This is a genomic window from Kribbella monticola (assembly GCF_003261635.1).
In the GTDB taxonomy this organism is placed as follows: domain Bacteria; phylum Actinomycetota; class Actinomycetes; order Propionibacteriales; family Kribbellaceae; genus Kribbella; species Kribbella monticola.
The window spans coordinates 46,014-66,264 of record NZ_QFXK01000033.1; the positions used below are offsets into that span (position 1 = coordinate 46,014).

General features: G+C 68.8%; 18 protein-coding genes. 14 read left to right on the plus strand and 4 right to left on the minus strand.

The annotated features are described in order from the left end of the window. Nucleotides 1–92 precede the first annotated feature (92 nt). Genes DIZ26_RS22870 through DIZ26_RS22910 form a run of 9 tightly spaced genes read left to right on the plus strand, consistent with a single transcriptional unit; the run spans nt 93 to nt 10,895 of the window. On the plus strand, nt 93–881 hold the full coding sequence (locus DIZ26_RS22870; protein ID WP_112244818.1) for a TIGR03084 family metal-binding protein: 789 nt from the start codon (nt 93–95) through the stop codon (nt 879–881). After that, a complete protein-coding gene (locus DIZ26_RS22875) occupies nt 878–2,611 on the plus strand; it encodes an acyclic terpene utilization AtuA family protein (protein WP_112244819.1) in 1,734 nt (577 codons plus the stop codon). Before DIZ26_RS22870 ends, DIZ26_RS22875 begins: the two co-directional genes overlap by 4 nt. Further along, nucleotides 2,608–3,741 (plus strand): acyl-CoA dehydrogenase family protein, encoded by a 1,134-nt coding sequence (locus DIZ26_RS22880; RefSeq protein WP_269815401.1) that lies wholly within the window; start codon nt 2,608–2,610, stop codon nt 3,739–3,741. Before DIZ26_RS22875 ends, DIZ26_RS22880 begins: the two co-directional genes overlap by 4 nt. Beyond that, nucleotides 3,738–5,306 carry an acyl-CoA carboxylase subunit beta gene (locus DIZ26_RS22885; RefSeq protein WP_112244823.1) on the plus strand — a complete coding sequence of 523 codons (1,569 nt, stop codon included), beginning with the start codon at nt 3,738–3,740 and terminating at the stop codon, nt 5,304–5,306. Before DIZ26_RS22880 ends, DIZ26_RS22885 begins: the two co-directional genes overlap by 4 nt. A gap of 5 nt (nt 5,307–5,311) precedes the next feature. Next, nucleotides 5,312–6,577, plus strand: a complete 1,266-nt coding sequence (locus tag DIZ26_RS38915) for an ATP-binding protein (RefSeq protein WP_112245426.1) — start codon at nt 5,312–5,314, stop codon at nt 6,575–6,577. Next, nucleotides 6,574–7,497: a biotin/lipoyl-containing protein gene (locus DIZ26_RS38920; protein WP_232828528.1), complete on the plus strand. Its 924-nt coding sequence runs from the start codon at nt 6,574–6,576 to the stop codon at nt 7,495–7,497. Before DIZ26_RS38915 ends, DIZ26_RS38920 begins: the two co-directional genes overlap by 4 nt. Beyond that, nucleotides 7,494–8,651 (plus strand): acyl-CoA dehydrogenase family protein, encoded by a 1,158-nt coding sequence (locus DIZ26_RS22900; protein WP_112244825.1) that lies wholly within the window; start codon nt 7,494–7,496, stop codon nt 8,649–8,651. The genes DIZ26_RS38920 and DIZ26_RS22900 overlap by 4 nt, the downstream gene beginning before the upstream one ends. 45 nt (nt 8,652–8,696) lie before the next feature. Continuing rightward, a complete protein-coding gene (locus DIZ26_RS22905; RefSeq protein WP_112244827.1) occupies nt 8,697–10,262 on the plus strand; it encodes an AMP-binding protein in 1,566 nt (521 codons plus the stop codon). Nucleotides 10,263–10,286: 24 nt separating this feature from the next. After that, nucleotides 10,287–10,895: a TetR/AcrR family transcriptional regulator gene (locus DIZ26_RS22910; protein WP_198676239.1), complete on the plus strand. Its 609-nt coding sequence runs from the start codon at nt 10,287–10,289 to the stop codon at nt 10,893–10,895. Here DIZ26_RS22910 and DIZ26_RS22915 read toward each other — a convergent pair. Beyond that, entirely contained in the window at nt 10,878–13,160 is a 2,283-nt protein-coding gene (locus DIZ26_RS22915) for an NACHT domain-containing protein (RefSeq protein ID WP_232828529.1), read from the minus strand. The genes DIZ26_RS22910 and DIZ26_RS22915 overlap by 18 nt on opposite strands. Nucleotides 13,161–13,325: 165 nt before the next feature. Between DIZ26_RS22915 and DIZ26_RS22920 the strand changes: the two genes are divergently transcribed. Further along, complete coding sequence (locus DIZ26_RS22920; RefSeq protein ID WP_112244829.1) at nt 13,326–14,777, plus strand: MDR family MFS transporter; 1,452 nt, start codon at nt 13,326–13,328, stop codon at nt 14,775–14,777. On the opposite strand, the gene DIZ26_RS22925 is transcribed toward DIZ26_RS22920, so the two are convergent. After that, entirely contained in the window at nt 14,774–15,649 is an 876-nt protein-coding gene (locus DIZ26_RS22925; protein ID WP_112244831.1) for a proline dehydrogenase family protein, read from the minus strand. The two genes, DIZ26_RS22920 and DIZ26_RS22925, sit on opposite strands and share 4 nt — an antisense overlap. 38 nt (nt 15,650–15,687) lie before the next feature. Between DIZ26_RS22925 and DIZ26_RS22930 the strand changes: the two genes are divergently transcribed. After that, the gene (locus DIZ26_RS22930; protein WP_112244833.1) at nt 15,688–16,704 is read left to right on the plus strand and encodes a GNAT family N-acetyltransferase; all 1,017 of its coding nucleotides are present in this window, start codon (nt 15,688–15,690) and stop codon (nt 16,702–16,704) included. Here the strand turns inward: DIZ26_RS22930 and DIZ26_RS22935 are convergent. After that, nucleotides 16,691–17,122, minus strand: a complete 432-nt coding sequence (locus DIZ26_RS22935; RefSeq protein WP_112244834.1) for a MarR family winged helix-turn-helix transcriptional regulator — start codon at nt 17,120–17,122, stop codon at nt 16,691–16,693. The genes DIZ26_RS22930 and DIZ26_RS22935 overlap by 14 nt on opposite strands. Nucleotides 17,123–17,150: 28 nt before the next feature. Between DIZ26_RS22935 and DIZ26_RS22940 the strand changes: the two genes are divergently transcribed. After that, nucleotides 17,151–17,561, plus strand: a complete 411-nt coding sequence (locus DIZ26_RS22940; RefSeq protein ID WP_198676240.1) for a MarR family winged helix-turn-helix transcriptional regulator — start codon at nt 17,151–17,153, stop codon at nt 17,559–17,561. Nucleotides 17,562–17,936: 375 nt separating this feature from the next. On the opposite strand, the gene DIZ26_RS37955 is transcribed toward DIZ26_RS22940, so the two are convergent. Further along, nucleotides 17,937–18,113: a hypothetical protein gene (locus DIZ26_RS37955; protein WP_198676241.1), complete on the minus strand. Its 177-nt coding sequence runs from the start codon at nt 18,111–18,113 to the stop codon at nt 17,937–17,939. Between the two features lie 230 nt (nt 18,114–18,343). Between DIZ26_RS37955 and DIZ26_RS22950 the strand changes: the two genes are divergently transcribed. Both DIZ26_RS22950 and DIZ26_RS22955 read left to right on the plus strand, forming a co-directional pair. Then, nucleotides 18,344–19,642 carry an XRE family transcriptional regulator gene (locus tag DIZ26_RS22950; RefSeq protein ID WP_112244840.1) on the plus strand — a complete coding sequence of 433 codons (1,299 nt, stop codon included), beginning with the start codon at nt 18,344–18,346 and terminating at the stop codon, nt 19,640–19,642. A gap of 26 nt (nt 19,643–19,668) precedes the next feature. Next, nucleotides 19,669–20,214, plus strand: a complete 546-nt coding sequence (locus DIZ26_RS22955) for a GNAT family N-acetyltransferase (RefSeq protein ID WP_112244842.1) — start codon at nt 19,669–19,671, stop codon at nt 20,212–20,214. The last annotated feature ends 37 nt before the right edge of the window (nt 20,215–20,251 follow it).

Genomic DNA, 20,251 nt, shown 5'->3' on the forward strand with positions numbered 1-20,251 from the left:
GAAAATTCACCGCCGCCGAAAAACAAGCAGGCTTGATTCCTTTTGGCCGGAGTGGGAGGCTCGGCAGACGATCTGCCGCAGGGGAGTCCCGAGTGCAACTGGACGATGTACTTGCTGACCTGAGTGCCGAGAGCGCCGACCTGGACCTGCTCGTCGGCGGCCTGCCGGCCGACGGCTGGGCGACACCGACGCCGGCTGAGGGGTGGACGATCGCGCATCAGATCGCGCATCTCGCCTGGACCGACGAGGCGGCGCGGCTGGCTGCTACCGATCCCGCCGAGTTCAAGGTCGAGCTGCAGAAGGCGATGGCCGATCCGGCCGGGTTCGTAGAGGCGGGCGCAGCCGAGCTGATCTCGTTGCCGCCGGGTGAGCTGCTGACGTACTGGCGGCAGACCCGCGGCGAGCTGCCTGTCGCACTCCGGTCGGTACCGTCCGGCGACAAGGTGCTGTGGTTCGGACCGCCGATGAGCCCGACCTCGATGGCGACCGCACGGTTGATGGAGACGTGGGCACACGGGCAGGACGTGGCCGACGCGCTCGGAGTACAGCGTCGTCCGACCGGCAGGCTGAAGCACGTCGCACATCTGGCTGTGCGGACCAGGAACTTCGCCTACCTGCTGAACGACAGGACTCCGCCGGCGGTCGAGTTTCGCGTGGAGTTGGAAGGTCCTGATGGGGAGACCTGGACTTGGGGGCCCGATGACGCCGAGCAGCGGGTGACCGGGTCGGCGCTCGACTTCTGTCTGCTCGCGACGCAGCGCAGGCATCGTGACGATCTCGACGTTCAGGCTGTCGGTGCCGAGGCAGATGTCTGGCTCGGCATCATCCAGGCCTTCGCCGGCCTGCCGGGCAAGGGTCGTCGGCCGGGGCAGTTCGCATGACCGTCGACGAACGAGTCCGGGTCCGGATCGGCAACGCCTCCGGGTTCTACGGAGACCGGTTCAGCGCGTTCCACGAGATGCTGACCGGCGGTGAACTCGACTACCTGACCGGCGACTACCTGGCCGAGCTGACCATGCTCATTCTGGGCCGGGATCGGCTGAAGGACCCATCGCTCGGCTATGCGAAGACGTTCCTCAAGCAGCTCGAGACCGGCCTCGGCGAAGCGCTCGACCGTGGGGTGCGGATCGTCACCAACGCGGGCGGCCTCAACCCGGCCGGGCTCGCCACCGCCATCCACGAACTGGCGGACAAGCTCGGCCTGCGGGCCAAGATCGCGTACGTCGAAGGTGACGACCTGCTGCCCCGCGCGAAGGAACTCGGTCTCGGCCGGCCGCTCACCGCCAACGCCTATCTCGGTGCCTGGGGCATCGTCGAGGCGCTCGACGACGGCGCCGATGTCGTCGTCACCGGCCGGGTCACCGATGCCTCGCTGACCGTCGGCCCGGCCGCTGCCGATCACGGCTGGCGGCGCGACCAGTTCGACGAGCTCGCCGGCGCGATGGTCGCCGGCCACGTGATCGAGTGCGGTTGCCAGGCCACCGGCGGCAACTACGCCTTCTTCCACGAGATCCGCGACCTCGGCCGCCCGGGGTTCCCGATCGCGGAAATCTACACCGACGGCAGCTGCGTCATCACCAAGCACGGCGGCACCGGCGGCGCGGTCACGATCGACACGGTTAAGGCCCAGCTGCTCTACGAGATCACCGGCGCCCGGTACGCCGGTCCGGATGCGACCGCGCGGATGGACTCGATCGAGCTGAGTGCGGACGGGCCCGACCGGGTCCGGATCCGCGGTGTCGAAGGCGAACCACCGCCACCGACGTACAAGGTGTCACTGAACACCGTGGGCGGCTTCCGGAACGAAGTGAACTTCGTACTGACCGGGCTCGATCTGGAAATCAAGGCGGATCTCGTTCAGCGGCAGCTCGAGCGTGGACTGCGGCGGCGGCCGGCTGAGCTGAAGTGGTCGGTCGCGTGGACCGAGCAGGCCAACGCCGAGAGTGAAGAGTTGGCGAGCGTGCTGCTGCGGTGCACGGTGAAGGACCCGGATCCGAAGGTGGTGGGTCGCGCGTTCTCCAGCGCCGCGATCGAGTTGGCGCTCGCTAGTTACCCCGGCTTCCATGTGACGGCTCCGCCGGACGACGCATCGCCGTACGGCGTGTTCACCGCCGGGTACGTCGATGCTTCTGAGGTCGAACACGTTGCGGTGATGTGGGACGGCACGCGCAAGGTGATTACGCGGTCGACCGAGACGTTGGAGTTGGAGCCGGCTGAAGGCGCTGCCTTGCCGATGCCGTTGCCTCAACTCGTCGCGGCCGGGCGGCCTGCGCGATCACTGACTCGCGAGGTGCCGCTCGGACGGATCGCCGGTGCGCGCAGCGGCGACAAAGGTGGCGACGCGAATGTCGGGGTGTGGGTGCGGAGCGAGACCGCGTGGCGATGGTTCGCGCACACGTTGACCGTGGAGAAGTTCCAGGAGCTGCTGCCCGAGACCGCCACCCTCCGCGTCACCAGGCATGTGCTGCCGAATCTCTGGGCGCTGAACTTCGTCGTCGAGGGGATGCTCGGCGAGGGCGTCGCGTCGCAGGCGCGCTTCGACCCGCAGGCGAAGGCCGTCGGCGAATGGCTGCGCTCGCGGTACATCGACGTACCGGAGGTGCTGCTGTGAGTTCCGAACAGCAGGCGCTGCGGGAGACCGTACGACGGTTCATGGCGCGCGAGGTCTTGCCGGAGCTGGACCAGTGGGAGCGGGCAGGCGAGTTGCCGCGCGAGCTGCACAAGAAGGCGGGTGAGCTCGGGCTGCTCGGCGTCGCGTTTCCCGAAGCGGTCGGCGGCGGTGACGGTTCGTTGCTGGACGCGATCGCCGTGGTCGAGGAGATGCACTACGCGGGTGGATCCGGTGGGCTGGTCGCGTCGTTGCTGACCTGCGGGATCGCGTTACCGCACATCGTTGCTGCAGGCAACCAGGAGCAGCTCGAGCGCTGGGTGCGCCCGACGCTGGACGGTTCGCTGATCGGCTCCCTGGCGATCACCGAACCCGACGGTGGATCCGACGTCGCCGCACTCCGTACTACGGCCCGTCGCGACGGCGACCACTTCGTCGTCAACGGGGCGAAGACCTTCATCACCTCGGGCGCTCGGGCCGATTTCGTCACCACCGCGGTGCGCACGGACGGCCCCGGCGCGCACGGGATCTCGCTGCTCGTGATCGAGCGCGGCACGCCTGGGTTCGAGGTTTCGCGCAAGCTGGAGAAGCTGGGCTGGCTCTGCTCGGACACGGCCGAGTTGTCGTTCACCGACGTCCGCGTGCCGGCCGCAAACCTGGTCGGCGAGCGGGGCACCGGGTTCGTCCAACTCGCGCAGAACTTCGTCGCCGAGCGACTGACCCTCGCAGTACAGGCGTACGCCGGTGCGCAGCGGGCTCTCGATCTCACCGTGGCGTGGTGCCGGATGCGGGAGACGTTCGGGCGGCCGTTGATCTCGCGGCAGACCGTGCAGCACACGCTGACCGAGATGGCGCGACGGATCGACGTCGCCCGGGTCTACGTGCACGACGTCGCCCGTCGTTCGTCGGCTGGTGAAGAGGTCACGGCAGAGGTCTGCTTCGCCAAGAACACCGCGGTCGAGGCGGGCGCTTGGGTGTGCGATCAGGCGCTGCAGTTGCACGGCGGACTCGGGTACCTGCGCGAGGCCGAGGTGGAACGCCAGTACCGCGACCAGAAGATCCTCGCCATCGGCGGCGGCACCACCGAGATCCTGACCAGCTTGGCGGCCAAACGACTGGGGTTCACTGCATGAACGACAACCGGGTGGCGATGCTCGACAAGCTGGCTGCGCTCGATGCCGAGCATGCGAAGGCGCTGGCGGGCGGCGGGGAGAAGTACGTCGAGAGGCATCACAAGCGCGGGAAGTTGCTCGCGCGCGAGCGGATCGAGTTGCTGCTCGACCCCGACTCCGCGTTCCTGGAATTGTCGCCGCTGGCGGGTTGGGGAAGTGACTTCGCGGTCGGAGCGAGCCTGGTGACCGGGATCGGCGTGGTGGAAGGCGTCGAGTGCCTGATCACGGCGAACGACCCGACGGTCAAGGGCGGGGCGAGCAATCCGTGGACGTTGCGAAAGGCGTTGCGGGCGGACGAGATCGCGCGGGCCAACCGGCTGCCGGTGATCAGCCTGGTCGAGTCCGGTGGCGCGGATCTGCCCACCCAGAAGGAGATCTTCATCCCGGGCGGGGCGATGTTCCGCAACCTCACCCGGTTGTCCGCCGAGGGGATTCCGACGATCGCGCTGGTGTTCGGCAACTCGACCGCCGGCGGCGCGTACATCCCAGGCATGAGCGACTACGTGGTGATGGTCGACGGCGGCGCGAAGGTGTTCCTGGCCGGCCCGCCGCTGGTCAAGATGGCGACCGGCGAGGACGCCGACGACGAGTCCCTCGGCGGCGCGTCGATGCACGCCCGGACGTCGGGGCTCGCGGACTACTTCGCTGTCGACGAGCGGGACGCGATCCGGCTCGGCCGGCAGATCGTCTCGCGGCTGAACTGGAAGAAGCTCGGCCCGCCACCGGGAACGCCGTACGACGAACCTCTGTACGACGCCGACGAGTTGCTCGGGATCGTGCCGGGTGATCTGAAGATCCCGTTCGATCCGCGGGACGTGATCGCGCGGGTGGTGGACGGGTCGGTATTCGACGAGTTCAAGCCGCTGTACGGGTCGTCGCTCGCGACCGGGTGGGCGTCGGTGCACGGGTACCCGGTCGGGATCCTGGCGAACGCGCGCGGGGTGCTGTTCAGCGAGGAGGCGCAGAAGGCGGCGCAGTTCATCCAGTTGGCGAACCGGGCGTCGGTGCCGTTGATCTTCCTGCACAACACGACCGGGTACATGGTCGGGCAGGAGTACGAGCAGGGCGGGATCATCAAGCACGGCGCGCAGATGATCAACGCGGTGTCGAACTCCCGGGTGCCGCACGTGTCGATCCTGATGGGGGCGTCGTACGGGGCGGGGCACTACGGGATGTGCGGGCGGGCGTTCGATCCACGGTTCCTGTTCGCCTGGCCGTCGGCGAAGTCGGCGGTGATGGGGCCGCAGCAACTGGCGGGTGTGCTGTCGATCGTGGCGCGCGCCGCGGCCGCCGCGAAGAACCAGCCGTACGACGAGGACAGTGATGCCGCGATGCGGGCTTATGTGGAAGGCCAGATCGAAGCCGAGTCACTGCCGATGTTCTTGTCCGGAAGGCTTTACGACGATGGTGTGATCGATCCGCGGGACACCCGGACGGTGCTCGGTCTGTGTCTGTCGGCGATCCACTCCGCTCCCGTCCAGGGAACCGACTTCGACGGCGCCAACTTCGGCGTCTTCCGGATGTGATGGCGATGTCGGCGTACACCTCGACTCTGAAGCTCGTCTCGGCACCGCCGATCACTTCGGTGCTGGTGGCGAATCGCGGTGAGATCGCCCGGCGGGTGTTCCGGACTGCGCGTGATCTCGGTCTGCATTGCGTTGCCGTGCACTCGACGGCCGACGCGTCCGCGCCATACGTCGGGGAAGCCGATGCGGCGGTTCACCTGCCGGGTACTGCGCCGGGTGACACCTACCTGCGTGGCGAATTGGTTATCGAGGCTGCTTTGAAGGCCGGGGCCGACGCGGTGCATCCGGGATACGGCTTCCTGTCGGAGAACGCTGCTTTTGCGCGAGCGGTCGAAGCGGCTGGGCTGGCGTGGATCGGGCCGCCGGCTGACGCGATCGAGTCGATGGGTTCGAAGATCGAGTCGAAGAAGTTGATGGCGGCGGCCGGCGTACCGGTGTTGTCGCAGTTGGTGCCCGATGAGGTGACCGAGGGCGATCTTCCTGTGCTGGTGAAGGCTTCCGCGGGTGGTGGTGGGCGGGGGATGCGGGTCGTTCACTACCTGGAGGACCTGACGTCGGAGATCGAGGCGGCGTCGGCTGAGGCATTGTCGGCCTTCGGTGACGGGACGGTCTTCTGCGAGCCGTATCTGGCGACCGGGCGGCATATCGAAGTACAGGTGCTGGCTGATCAGCACGGGACGATCTGGGCGGTCGGTGAGCGCGAGTGCTCGATTCAGCGGCGGCATCAGAAGGTGGTCGAGGAGGCGCCGTCGCCGTTGGTCGAGCGGTTGCCTTCGATGCGGGCGGAGTTGTTCGAGGCGGCGCGAAAGGCTGCGGCGGCGATCGGGTACGTCGGCGCCGGGACGGTCGAGTTCCTTGCCGATGACAACGGCCGCTTCTACTTCCTGGAGATGAACACGCGTCTCCAGGTGGAGCATCCTGTCACGGAGTCGGTCACCGGTCTGGACCTGGTCGCATGGCAGTTCGCGATCGCTTCCGGCGCTGAATTGCCGGCTGAGCCGCCCGCTCCCGTAGGACATTCGATCGAGGTGCGGTTGTACGCCGAGGATCCCGCCCAGGACTGGCAACCCAAAACCGGCACCCTCCACCGCTTCGCGGTGGAGGGTGCCGGGAGTGGCGGGTGGGGCGCGGGATCGGGAGTGACCGCTGGAGGGCCGCCGGGGGCGGCGGCTCCGCCGCGGGAGGGCGGGGTGGCGGCTCTGCTGCTGAGTTCCGTGCCGGGGGGCCTCGGGACGGTACGCCGTGGGTGCGGGTCGACTCCGGGGTGGTGAGTGGGACTGAGGTTTCGCCGTACTACGACGCGATGTTGGCGAAGGTGATTGTTTGGGGGGCGACTCGCGAGGTGGCGGCGGCGCGGTTGGCGGCGACGTTGGAGCGGGCGGAGTTGCACGGGGTGCGGACCAATCGGGATCTGCTGGTGCGGATCTTGCGGCATCGGGCGTTTCTGGATGGGGAGACCGATACCGCGTTCTTCGAGCGGCATGGGCTCGAGGTGCTTGCGGAGCCGTTGGCGGACAAGTCGACCGAGGAGTTGTCGGCGCTGGCGGCCGCGCTCGCCGACGCCGCGCGACGCCGGAGTACGGCGAAGGTGCAGAGCCGGTTGCCCAACGGGTGGCGGAATCTGGCCTCCCAGCCGCAGCGGAAGACGTTCGTGGCGGGCGATTCGACGTACGAGGTGTCCTACCGGCTCACGCGCGACGGGCTGGTTGCCGACGGCGATGTGGCGCTGGTCGACGCCTCGGCCGATCAGGTGGTGCTGGAGGTCGGAGGCGTACGGCGGCGGTTCGCCGTGGCAGCGTACGACGGGCTGGTCTGCGTGGACTCGGCTTCGGGGTCGGTGACGCTGACTCCCGTCGATCGGTTCCCGGATCCGTCGCAACAGGTTGCTGCCGGGTCGTTGCTCGCGCCGATGCCAGGGACGGTGATCCGGGTCGGCGTGGCCGTCGGTGATGAGGTGAAGCACGGGCAGCCGCTGCTGTGGCTGGAGGCGATGAAGATGGAGCACACGATCTCCGCACCAGCGGACGGTGTGGTTGTCGAGCTCGGCGTCGAGCCTGGTCAGCAGGTCGAGGTCGGCGCTGTGCTGGCCGTCGTGGAAGCTCCCGCGACTGACGCAGTACGAGAAGCAGGCGCACGAGAAGCAGGCGCAGTACGAGAGGCCGTCGCGGGACGAGTTGAGGAGAAAGCATGAGCTTCGTCGAGAGTGAGGAACGCCGCGCGCTGCGGGCGGCGGTGCGCGAGCTCGGCCGGAAGTACGGCTACGCCTGGTTCACCGAGCGGGCCCGATCGGGCGGCCAGACCACCGAGCTGTGGCAGGAGGCGGGCAAGCTGGGCTACCTCGGCGTCAACCTCCCGGAGGAGTACGGCGGCGGTGGCGGCGGGATGGGCGACCTGTCGATCGTGCTGGAGGAACTCGGCGCTGCCGGCTGCCCGTTGCTGATGATGGTCGTGTCGCCGTCGATCTGCGGCACGGTGATCAGCCGCTTCGGCACCGACGAGCAGAAGCAGCGCTGGCTGCCCGGCCTCGCGGACGGCTCGACCACGATGGCGTTCGCGATCACCGAGCCGGATGCCGGGTCGAACTCGCACAACATCACGACGACAGCACGCCGTACGGCGGACGGCTGGTCGCTGTCGGGCCGGAAGGTCTACATCTCCGGGCTCGACGTCGCGCAGGCCGTGCTGGTGGTCGGCCGGACCGAGGACGCGAAGACGGGCAAGCTGAAGCCCGCGTTGTTCATCGTTCCGACGGACGCGCCCGGGGTCGAGTTCACCAAGATCGAGATGGACCTGATCAGCCCGGACAAGCAGTTCTCCCTGTTCCTCGACGACGTCCAGCTGCCGCCCGAGGCGCTCGTCGGCTCCGAGGACGCGGCGCTGATGCAACTGTTCGCGGGCCTCAACCCGGAACGGATCATGGCGTCCGCGTTCGCCATCGGGATCGCCCGGCACGCACTCGGCAAAGCCGTTGCCTACGTCAAGGAACGCCAGGTCTGGAAGACCCCGATCGGCGCGCACCAGGGCATCGCCCATCCGCTGGCGCAGCTCAAGATCGAACTCGAGCTCGCCCGGCTGATGATGCAGAAGGCGGCCGCCCTGTACGACGCCGGCGACGACCTCGGCGCCGGCGAGGCGGCGAACATGGCCAAGTACGCCGCCGGCGAGGTGGCCGTGCGGGCGACCGACCAGGCGGTGCAGTCGCTCGGCGGCAACGGGATGACGGTCGAGTACGGCGTCGCGTCGCTGGTCGCAGCGGCCAGGGCGACCCGGATCGCGCCGGTCAGCCGGGAGATGATCCTCAACTTCGTCGCCCAGCACTCATTGGGTCTACCCAAGTCGTACTGAGTTCGGTCAGAGTCGTGTTCCCCGTCAGCTGAAAGGACCGCCGCCATGGTCATCCTCAGTGAGTTCGCACCGGTCGAGCTGCTCAGCCAGCCGCTGCACGAAGCCGTTCTCGGTCGCGCCCGGGAGTACGGCGACCGGCCGGCGCTGGTCGACGGCGTCTCCGGACAGGAGATCAGCTACACGCAGCTCGACCAGATGACCCGGCGGATGGCGGCTGGTTTCGCCGAGCTGGGCATCGAGCACGGCGACGTGATCGCCCTGCACAGCCCGAACACCATCCTCTATCCGGTCGTCTTCTACGCCGCCACTCGCGCGGGCGCCACGGTGACGACCGTCAACGCGCTTTACACCGCGGACGAACTGCACAAACAACTCGTCGACTCGCACGCGAAACTGCTGGTGACGATCTCGCTGTTCCTGCCGGCCGCGACCGCGGCGGTCGAGGGGACCGACGTCGAGCAGATCTTCGTCTGCGATCAGGCCGAGGGCTATCGCTCGGTCACCGAGCTGCTCGCGTCGACAGCACCGGAGCCGGTCGTCGAGATCGATCCGGCCGAGGACGTCGCCGTACTGCCGTACTCGAGCGGGACGACCGGCATCGCCAAGGGCGTGATGCTCACCCACCAGAACATCGCGACGAACCTGGTGCAGGCCGAGGCGACCTTCAGCATGGCCGAGAACGAGCGGATCATCGCGATCCTGCCGTTCTTCCACATCTACGGCCAGGCCGTCTTGATGAACCTGCCGTTCCGGCTCGGCGCGACCGTGGTGGTGCTGCCGAAGTTCGACCTGCAGCAATTCCTGACCACGCTCGAGCAGCAGAAGATCACCCGGGCGTTCGTCGCGCCGCCGGTGGTGCTGGCGTTGGCCAAGCACCCGGCGGTCGATGGGGTGGACCTGTCGGCGCTCAGGTACGTGACGTCCGCAGCGGCACCGCTCGACGGTGACCTTGCCGACGCCTGCGCGAAACGGCTCGGGCTGCACGCAGTACTGCAGTGTTACGGGATGACCGAGTTGTCACCGGGGACGCACGCCGTACCGCAGGACGAGGTGGATCCGCCGGCTGGTGCCGTGGGCAAGCTCTTCCCGTCCACCGAGATGCGGTTGGTCGGTGCTGATGGCAACGATGTCGACGACGGCGAGACCGGCGAGATCTGGATCCGCGGACCCCAGGTGATGAAGGGGTACCTCGGCCGGCCGGCGGAGACCGACGCCACCATCGACCCGGAGGGCTGGCTGCACACCGGCGACATCGGCCGGGTCGACGACCGCGGCTTCCTGTACGTCGTGGACCGGGTCAAGGAGTTGATCAAGTACCACGGGTACCAGGTGCCGCCGGCCGAACTCGAAGCCGTTTTGCTGACCGACGACCGGATCGCTGATGCGGCGGTGATCGGGGTGCAGGCCGAGGGCAACGAAGTACCGAAGGCGTTCGTGGTGCCGATGCCGGGTGTCGAGCTGACGGCCGAGGACGTGATGGAGTACGTCGCGCAGCGGGTGGCGCCGTACAAGAAGGTTCGGCAGGTCGAGTTCATCGATGCTGTGCCGAAGGCCGCGTCGGGCAAGATCCTGCGGCGCGAACTGCGAGCCCGGGAGGCGACCCGTGAGTAGAGGCCACCTGATCTTGGACACGTTGTGAGCGAGGCTCTGCGCGAGCCACAGCAGGACCGGAGCCGGGCGACCCGGCAGAAGCTCCTGGAGGCGTCGCTCGAATCACTGGCCGAGGTGGGCTACTCGGCGACCACTGTCGCTGTCGTGGCGGCTCGGGCCGGGGTTTCGCGTGGGGCGGCGCAGCACCATTTCCCGACGCGGGCCGACCTGTTCGCGGCGGCGGTCGAGTACATGACCGAGGTGCGGCTCGCGGAGATCAGGCAGCAGGCCACCGGGCTGCCCAGCGGAAAGGGCCGGACCGAGGCGATCGTCGGGATGCTCGCTGACGTCTATACCGGCCCACTGTTCCGAGCTGCGTTGCATCTGTGGGTCGCGGCATCGACCGAGGATGCCCTGCGCCAGCAGATCGTGCGGCTGGAAGCGCACGTCGGACGACAGGCGCACCGGGCTCTGCTCGAGGTGCTGGAGGTCGAGGAGCGTACGCCGGGCGTGCGGGAGACCGTCCAGGGTGTGCTCGACATGGCTCGTGGACTGGGGCTGGCTGACCTACTGACCGACGACGCGGCTCGGCGGCGCGGCATCGTGCGGCAGTGGTCGCTGATCCTCGATCAGGTACTAGCGGCTGCGCGCTAGTCCGGGCCGGCCACCTCTGGCCGCGATTCGCTCGTCCACCTTCGCTGCGAGGGCATCCGGGTCGCACTCGGCCAGGTGGTCGCGAACGAGCAGGTGGATGAAGGCGTACTCACCAGGTCCGGTCCGGGCCAGCACGTAGCGGTCGGCGGCGTACCGGAGGAAGGCGCCACGCCACCAGGGCAGGTAGCCACTCCAGCGCAACAGGAAGCCGTGCAGCAAGCGGGACAGCGCACCGGCGAAGACAGGAGCACGACGCCGCCAGGCCTTCGCGGCGACCGTGCCTGCCGCGATACCGAGGGCTGCCTCCAGTGCGTGCGTGCCCAGCGACGCACCCAGAGCCACAGCTACGAGCAGCCCCGCCAGCGCACCAGCGATCGTCCAGGGATCCATCCGGGCACCGCTGCCTTGATACTCGTCGGCACCGTGCGGATAGACCAGGTGATCCATCGGCAGCGCCTTCACGAAACGGATGCCCTGGGCAACTATCAGCCCGGTCGCACAGCCGGCCACGAACGCGTGCGGATCGGAGACGTGGGTGAACACCAGCCAACTGGCGACTGTGACACCGACCAGCCTGACCCCGAGCAGCACCAACCGCCGGTTGCTCGGCGACAAGAGATACTCCAACCCGTACGACGACCACACGATCGCCCCCTGGAAGGCAAGGCCGATCCAAGCCGGTACCTGCTCGGCCAGCGCCACGACGGCCAGCACCGAGAGCAGCCCGGTGACGGCACCCACGGTGAGCATCACAGCCTGCAGAAGACCTCGTGGTTGCTCGCGTCCTTCTCGGAGCTTCCACCAGGTGTGCGGTGTGACGTGCACCAGGACCAGAGCAGCCACACCGACAGCGAGACCCGAAAGTACGCCGTACAGGGCCGTGGCGGCCAGAGCCGCGCCACCCACCAGGCCTGCGAACAGGGCGGGGAGGCAGACCATGTGGGCGAGGTAGCCGACGGCGGGGAGCACGAGGCCGTACCAGCCGTTCGGAGTCAGACGGCGGGGGACCTCGATGCGGTCGCCGGCGCGGGTTCTGGTCCACCAGGCCAGGCACCACAGCGACCGGACTGCGGCTTTGGAGTCGTAGGACACGGTGTTCGAGCGCTGCCGGGACAGCACCTCGGAGATGAAGGTGTCGAAGAGTTCCCGGCGGTGATCGGCTACCGCGCCGGCTGCGACTTCCCTGGCGTCGCGGCCACGGTAGGCGAGCGCCATCACGTTCAGCATCAGCGGTGAGTTGACCAGGTCCCACAGGTCGTCGTCGCGCTCCATGGCGGCTCGGGCGCCGGCCAGCTCCTGGCCTCCGGAAGCGAAGTAGTCGAGCACCTGGCGGCGGCTCAATGGGCGGATCTGGACCGCGCCGTACAGCTTGAGCCGGTGCTGGAGCCGTTCGTAGTCGAGGATGCGGCAGGTGACTGCCAGCTGGCCGATCAGGTAGTGCTGGACGAGCTCGTCCAGCACCGGCGCGAGCTTGTCCTGGTGTGGTGCGGACACCTCGTCCAGACCGTCCAGGAGCAGAGCGAGGCCGCCCCGCTGCAGCCAGACTCGGCCAACAGCGATCGGGATCTGGTATCGGCTACTGAGCTCAATCAGCAGCCAGCGGACGAACCCGGCGAGCAAGGGACTGTCACCGGGGTCGTCGCCGTCCGCCCTTGCGGTCGACGCGGTCCAGCCGGCTAGGTCGACCACTACCGGCATCGGCGTGCTCGGATCGAGGTGCGCCTTCGCGGCGAGTGCACGGGCCAGCTCGAGCAACAGTGTGGTCTTGCCGGCGCCCGGTGCGCCGAGGATGAGCATCGAGTCCTGGAGGTCGTCGAAGGCCGCGGTGATGTCGGCGTCCTCGCGGATCTCCGAGACGTGGCTGTCGAGCGGCTGGACGAGCAGGTCGTACGGCCGGATCACTGCCTCCGGACTCACCTCGAGCGCGAGCGCCAGTTGCGTCCGCGAGGCCAGCGAACCGGCGAACCGGTCCGCCAGGTAGCGGTCCACCCGGGCCAGGGCGTTCGGGCGGTTCCGGGGCTGGTCGGCCGATCGGGCGCTCAGACCGACGGTCCGGCGGCTGCGGAACTCCCAGAGCCCGGTCAGGATCGCGACCAGCCAGAGCACGCCGATCAACGGCCAGGTCCAGCCGACGTACGGGGCGAGGAATCCGGGCGCGGTGCCGCCGGTGCCGACGTTGATCGCGATCGGCAGCAGCACCAGCGTGAGCGAGACGGTGAGGATCACCACGACGACCCGGAGCAGGGCGTTGCCTCGAATCCTCACTCCGGGAGGTTATCGACCCGGCGGTCTCCCGGCGCCGGTCATCAGCGTTTCACTCCCCGGCTGTGGTCCGCATTTCGCTCCCGTCGGTCTCGGTCGCGGTAGGCGTTCACCTGCTGGGCACTGGGGGCGGGAATCGTTGTCCAGTCACGTAAGTTGGTTTGAGTCATGACTTCTACCGAGCGAATCGACACCAGCGGGGTGGGGCTGCGGTCGGAGCGGGGACCGATCCTGCTCGCCGTGATGCTGAGCATCGGGCTGGTGGCGATCGACGCGACCATCCTGGCGACCGCGGTGCCGTCGGTGGTCGAGGACCTCGGCGGCTTCAGCCAGTTCCCGTGGCTGTTCTCGATCTACCTGCTCGCGCAGGCCGTCTCGGTGCCGATCTACGGCAAGCTCGCGGACCAGCGCGGCCGCAAGCCGATCATGATGCTCGGTGTCGCGCTGTTCGTGCTCGGCTCGGTGCTGTGTGGTTTCGCCTGGAGCATGCCGGCACTGATCGCCTTCCGGCTGATCCAGGGCCTCGGCGCCGGCGCGATCCAGCCGATCGGGATGACGATCGTCGGCGACATCTACAGCGTCGCCGAGCGGGCCAAGGTGCAGGGCTACATCGCCAGCGTCTGGGGGATCGCCTCGTTCGTCGGCCCGACGCTGGGCGGGGTGTTCTCCGACTACATCTCCTGGCGCTGGATCTTCTTCGTGAACATCCCGCTGGGCCTGGCCGCCGCGTGGGTGCTGCTGCGCAAGTTCCAGGAGAACGTCGCCGCAGCCACCAAGCACCAGATCGACTATGCAGGCACGATCCTGCTCGCGACCGGCGGGTCGCTGCTGCTGCTCGGGCTGCTCGAGGGCGGCGTCATGTGGTCCTGGGATTCGGCCACCAGCATCGCGATCCTTGCCGTCGCGGCTGTGCTGCTGACCGCGTTCGTTTTCGTCGAGCGACGGGCGCCCGAGCCGGTGCTGCCGCTGTGGGTGCTGGGTAAGCGCGTCCTGAACTCGGCGAACGCGTCGGCGCTGCTGGTCGGCGTACTGATGATCGGGCTGTCGACGTACGTGCCGCTGTTTGCGCAGGGGGTGCTGGGGACGTCGGCGCTCGTTGCCGGGTTCGCGCTGGCGGCGATGACGCTCGGGTGGCCGATCGCTGCGTCGCTGGCTGGTCGGATCTACCTGCGGCTCGGGTACCGGACCACGATGATGTTCGGCGCGAGCATCGTGGTGATCGGCGCCGCTCTGCTGCTCACGGTGAACTCCAGCAGTTCCGTGCTCTACCTGGCCCTCACCTGCTTCGTGATCGGAGTCGGACTTGGCTTCACCGCCTCCCCGGCTGTCGTAGCAGCCCAGTCGTCGGTCGACTGGCGCAGCCGCGGTGTGGTGACGGGTGCCAACATGTTCGCCCGCTCCGTCGGCAGTGCGGTTGGTGTGGCCGTCTTCGGTGCAGTAGCGAATGGCGTGGTCGCACGGCGACTCGGCTCCGGCCACGGCGAACTGGAGAAGCTACCGAGCAACGTGCTGGCCCCGGCGATCCACGACGTGTACTACGGCGCTGCCGCAGCCGCTGTCCTCCTCGTCCTTGCCGTCGTCTTCATGCCGAACCGCGTCGCCGAACAACCCCGCGACTAGGCTCCGCGGGACTCCGCGACGCGGCGGAGCCAGTAGCGGAACCAGGCCGGCCCATAGGGGATGTAGACGCGCGTCGGGATGTCCCTGTCACGCAACTGGGCGAGCACCTCGGGGCGGACGCCTAGTAGCTGCTCGACGGGGACCGTGCCGACACTGAGCAGCACAGCTTCGCGCAGTCGGCCGTCGTGTGTTGCCAGGGACCAGTTGGCCTTGCTCGATGCCAGCTGATGGGCGAGCTGGAGATAGGCGATGTCCGTGGGTTCGCCGTACGGGTGGGCGCCGGTCGGCTCGACGTACGCGCCCTTGACGAGGCGTACGTGTACTCCGGCGGAGGTCAGCGCGTCGATGTCGCCGGGAGAGCGCAGGAGGTTCGCCTGCACGGTTGCGCCGAGTCGGTCGGCCAGGCCGCGGGCGGCGACGTTCAGGACGCACTGCTGGATCCTGTCGGTCCGGGCGATGTCCTCGGCGCCGATCTGCAGCCGTCGGCCGGGTGGGAGCGCTTCGGCGATCCGGGCGACGCGGTCTGCCGCGCCGGTGGGATCCACGTCGAGGGCGAGATGCGAGAGATCCAGCGACAACCACGCGTCGGCAGGCGGCGGCGGAAGGAGCGTCGCCAGCTCCAGGTATTCGTCGACCACGCGGGCCGCGTCGTCCGGGTCCTCGGACAGCTCACCGAAGAGATCGACACTGATGCCGTGACCCTTGGCGAGCTGGTCCGCCGCCACGTCGAGCGCTTCGTCGCGGGTCCGGCCGGCGACGTACCGCGAGGCGGCGCGCCAGGCGTTCTCCTCACCGCCGGGTACTGACTTGACCAGTTGTTCGAGTCGTTCGTTCGTTGCCAGTTTGAAGAGCACTGCCCGGTCCAGACGCATGGAGGCAGTCTGCCAGCGCCCGGTACTACGGTGCTCGCATGCGTGCTGTGGATTGTGTGGGGGCGCTGGTTCGCGACGAGCGACACCGGGTGTACGTGCAACGGCGTACGGCGCAGCGGCGGTTGCTGCCGGGGATCTGGGACATCGTCGGCGGTCACCTCGAAGCCGGGGAGAGTCCGGAGCAGGCACTGGCGCGCGAGGTCGAGGAGGAGACCGGCTGGCGGGTGCGCTCGATCGACGCGACCGTCGCCGACTGGGAGTGGGAGTACGAAGGCCGGGTACGCCGGGAGGTGGACTACCTCGTCACGGTCGACGGGGATCTCTCGCGGCCGCTGCTGGAAGACGGCAAGCACGACGCCAGTGCGTGGGTCGGACCGGACGACCTCGACCTGCTGATGGTGAACCGGACCGATGGGGACCGACGACTGCGCGACATCGTGGCGCACGCGGTCCGGACCCGATTCACCGAGCGACTCCGGCTCGTGCCGATCACGGGACCGGGTGAGGTCCTCCCCGGACATGGAGCGGACCTCGAGCGCCTGCACGAGGATCCGTGGGTGGCGGAGTGGTACGCCGGAAGCTGGTCGCCTGAGGAGGCCATCCGCCAGGCCGTGGGCTTCCAGGCGCGCTGGGAGGCGAACGGGACCAGCAAGTGGATCGCCTACCGGCGGTCGGACGGTTCGCTGGCCGGGCGCGGTGGGATGGAGCGAATGGACGCCCACGCCGAGGTCACCGGCAAGGTCGCCAGGCTGCTCGACGATCGTGGCGCCTGGGCGGCGGATCGGCTGGAGCTGGGCTGGGCGCTGATGAGCTCCGCCCGCGGCGAGGGACTGGCGACCGAGATCGGGCAAGCGGGGTTGACGTTCGCCTTCGAGACGCTGGCCGCCCGCTCTGTCGTCGCCTTCACGGAGCGGCACAACCTGGCGTCACGAGCGGTGATGGAGCGACTCGGGATGAAGTTCGCGGGCGAGATCCGGACCGACGGGCTGGTCGAGGGCCGGCAAGGCATCCATCCCGACGCCCCGTTCGCCGTCTACCTGGCTAGTGCTGGCTGAGCCCTGCGACGAACCGGCTCAGGAGGACGGCGAACGTCTCCTTGTCGGTTTCCGGCCAGTCGTGCATGGCCGTGGCGAAGCGGCGCCGACGGTAGCTGTGCACGGTCTCGAGCCGTTCGCGCCCGGCCTCGGTGAGCACGAGATTGGTACGGCGGCCGTCCTGCTGGTCGGCCTCGCGGCGGACCAGGCCCGCGCTGACGGCGGCCGCGACCAGTTTGCTCGCCCGCGGCTGGTCGACGCCGAGCGCCTCGGCGACGCCGTTCACCCCGATCGGCTGCTCGCCGGCGGCCTCCACGGCGTCGATCACCTGCTGGGCCGACACGTCCTGGACCCCGGCCTCGCGGGCGAAGACCCGCCGCGTCTGACGCTGGCGGATCTCGACCATCGCCGCCTCGACCGCGGCAACAGGGTCGACCATGGATCCTCCAAGGTATATGCTCAATGACATGCATATGTCAGATGACATCAAGCCTATCGGATGGTGGCTGAAGGAAGTGGACCGGTTGCTCGAGGTGTCCTTCGAGCAGGTCCTCGCGGCGGACGGGGTGAACCGGCGCCAGTGGCAGGTCCTCAACGCCGCCCGGGGCGAGGAGCCGATCGCGGTCGCGCTCGCACCGTTCCTGGCCGGCGACCCGGCCGGCCTGGCGGCGTACACGGAGCCGTTGGTGGCCCGCGGCTGGCTGGACGGCGAGGAACTCACGCCGGCCGGCCGGGTGGCCCTCGCGGCGCTGGCCGAGAAGGTGCAGGTCCAGCGCCGGCGGCTCACGAACGGCATCGTCGACACCGAGTACCTGCAGACGGTCGACGTACTGCGCCGGATGGCGGCGAACCTGGACCCCGAGAACTCCGCTGTGTGACCGCCCAGGCGCGGCGGTCACACAGCAGAGCCGGCCACCTCGGAGTGTGGCTCCTGGTGAGGTGTCAGGAGCCACACGTGCCCGGCGCCGGAGACCCGGGCGTCATCGCCGGCGGGTCTCCGGCACTTGGCACTGCCCCGCCCGGCCCGAGGTGTCGGCCAGGAGGTGGTTGGAACGGCTGGGCAGCGGCGATACAGGGACTCAGCCGCTTGCCCAGCCGGGCTGTGGGCGGTGCGGTCCGGAGCTGAGGAGAGCTCCGGACCGCACCTCGGGTTTCGTCCGGGGGCTGAGGAGTGCCCCCGGACCTTCGGTACCACTCCTGGACGTGAGGAGACCCCAGGAGCGTCTGCCGGGTCTGAGGAGGACCCGGCGGGCTCAGTTGTCCGCGTGTTCCTGCGGCCCGAGGATGTCGTTGGTGACGCGGAGACCGGCGAAACGGCGCCGCATCGCCTGCTCGTAGCGGGCCGCCAGCGGTGCTTCGGCGACGTATTGCGCGATCACGTGCTCGCCGAACCAGACCCGCACCCGGCGGCGGTGTTGCCTCGACGTCATCTCCGCGATTGCCACTACTTTCTCACCCCGTAACTCTCAGGCCTTGCAACCAGTTGGACTTACTGGTTGTCATGGCAGTAATGGTGCACAGACCGACCGTGACCGCTCTAGGACCTGGACCGGACCTTTGCCGGACCTCTCCCGGACCTCTGGCGGACAAAGCCGGTCTGCACCTTGTCGTGGGGCATTCAGTCGAGACAACGTCTGATCTGACGTGAACGGGAGGAACGATGGCGGGTAGGTATACGCCAAAGACGGTCCTGGCGCACCTGATCCAGCGCCGGAACCAGACCTACTCCGAGATCGTCGCCGAGTTCGTCGAGCTGGGTGGAACCATCACCGAGCGGCACCTGCGGCGCCTCGCATCGGGCGAGCGCGCAGGGACCACTCCACAGACCCGGCGCACCCTGCAACGCATGTTCGGCAAGCCGGTCGAGGAGCTCCTCGCCCCGTACGTCCCCGAGCAGGCCGGCCAGGTGGTGCCGGTGACTGCGGCAGGTGGGCGGATCACGACAGGTAATGAGATGGAGGTACTCGACATGGCTGCCAGCCGTGCGCGGGCTTTCGCCCTCGCGGCCCAGACCGGTCTCGGAAGCGAGGCCATGGAGCAGGTGTACGACGACGTGCGACACGTCGCGAAGGCCTATCCACAGCGCCCGCTGCCCGAGATCCTCGGCCAGCTGGTCGAGACCCAGGACCTGGTCTTCGCGTTGCTGGAGAGCCGGCAGCGTCCTGAGCACCTGCGGCAGCTGTACTTCCTCGGCGGCGTCACCGGCGGTCTGCTCGCCAAGGCCTCGCACGACCTCGGCAACCCGCACGCGGCCCTGACCCAGGCCCGGACGGCGTTCCTCTGTGCCGACAACGCCGACCACCACGGCCTGCGCGCCTGGGTGCGCGGGCTGCAGTCGCTGGTCTCCTACTGGGCCGGCAACCCGCACGACTCGGTCCGGTACGCCCAGCTGGGCGCCGGCTACGCCGAGCAGGCCAACAGCACCACCAGCGTCTGGCTCCCGGTCAGCGAGGCCCGCGCCTGGGCCGCCCTGGGCAACGCCGACGCCACCCGGGCGGCCCTGGAGCGCGCGGAGAACGCCTGGTCCACGGTCGTCGAAGGCGACGACCTCGACGAGATGGGCGGCCTTTGCACCTTCGGCCGCAACCGCCAGCTGTACTACGCGGCCGACGCGCTCGCGTGGCTGCCCGGCGAGCGGGAGACCGCCGAGCGGTACTCGCACCAGGCCGTCGACGCCTACACCGACCAGTCGCACCCCGAGTGGGCCTTCGGCGACGCCGCCGGCAGCCACGCCGCCATGGCCATCACCCGGATCGCGAACGGTGAACTCGACGGCGCCGCCGACGCGATCGCGCCAGTCCTCGGCCTGCCGACCGAGCGCCGGATCAACGGTGTCGTGCACTCCGCCCGCCGGGTGCACCAGGCGCTGCGTCAGTCCGGCCGCGCCGACGACGCCCGGGACCTGCAGGAAGAGATCGAGCTGTTCACCCGCACCCCGATGCAGACCTACCCGCGGTAAACCGGTCGAGGTCTAGCATCCCGCCCATGGATCCGCTCACCGGCGATGCTGTCCGCCTGCGTGATTTCCGGCCGGACGACCTCGAGGACCTGCTCGCGATCACCGGTGACGACCGGGTGACCACCTGGATGTCGTTCGACAGCCACACCCGAGCGGACGCCCAGCGCCTGCTCGACAGGTGCATCGCCGACGCGGCCGTCGAGCCGCGCACGATCTACGGACTGGCGATCACCGGGCCTGACGACGACCAGGTGATCGGCTTTGCCCGGCTGGCCTTCAGCGGAGTGAAAGCGGCCAAGCTGGGCTACATGATCGCGGCCGACCACTGGGGGCACGGCTACGCCACCGACGCGGCCCGCACCGTACTGCGGTTCGCCTTCGACCCACTCGCCCTGCACCGGGTCACCGCCGCGATCGGTCCGGAGAACTCCGCCTCGATCGCCGTCGTGAAGAATCTTGGCTTCACCTACGAGGGCCACCTCCGCGACCACGTCTTCACCAACGGCGGCTGGCGCGACTCACTGCTGTTCTCCCTGCTCAGCACCGAGACCGCGGCCCTGACTCCGCGCTGAGCCGCCGGCCGTTCATCCGGCGAACACCTCTGTGTCA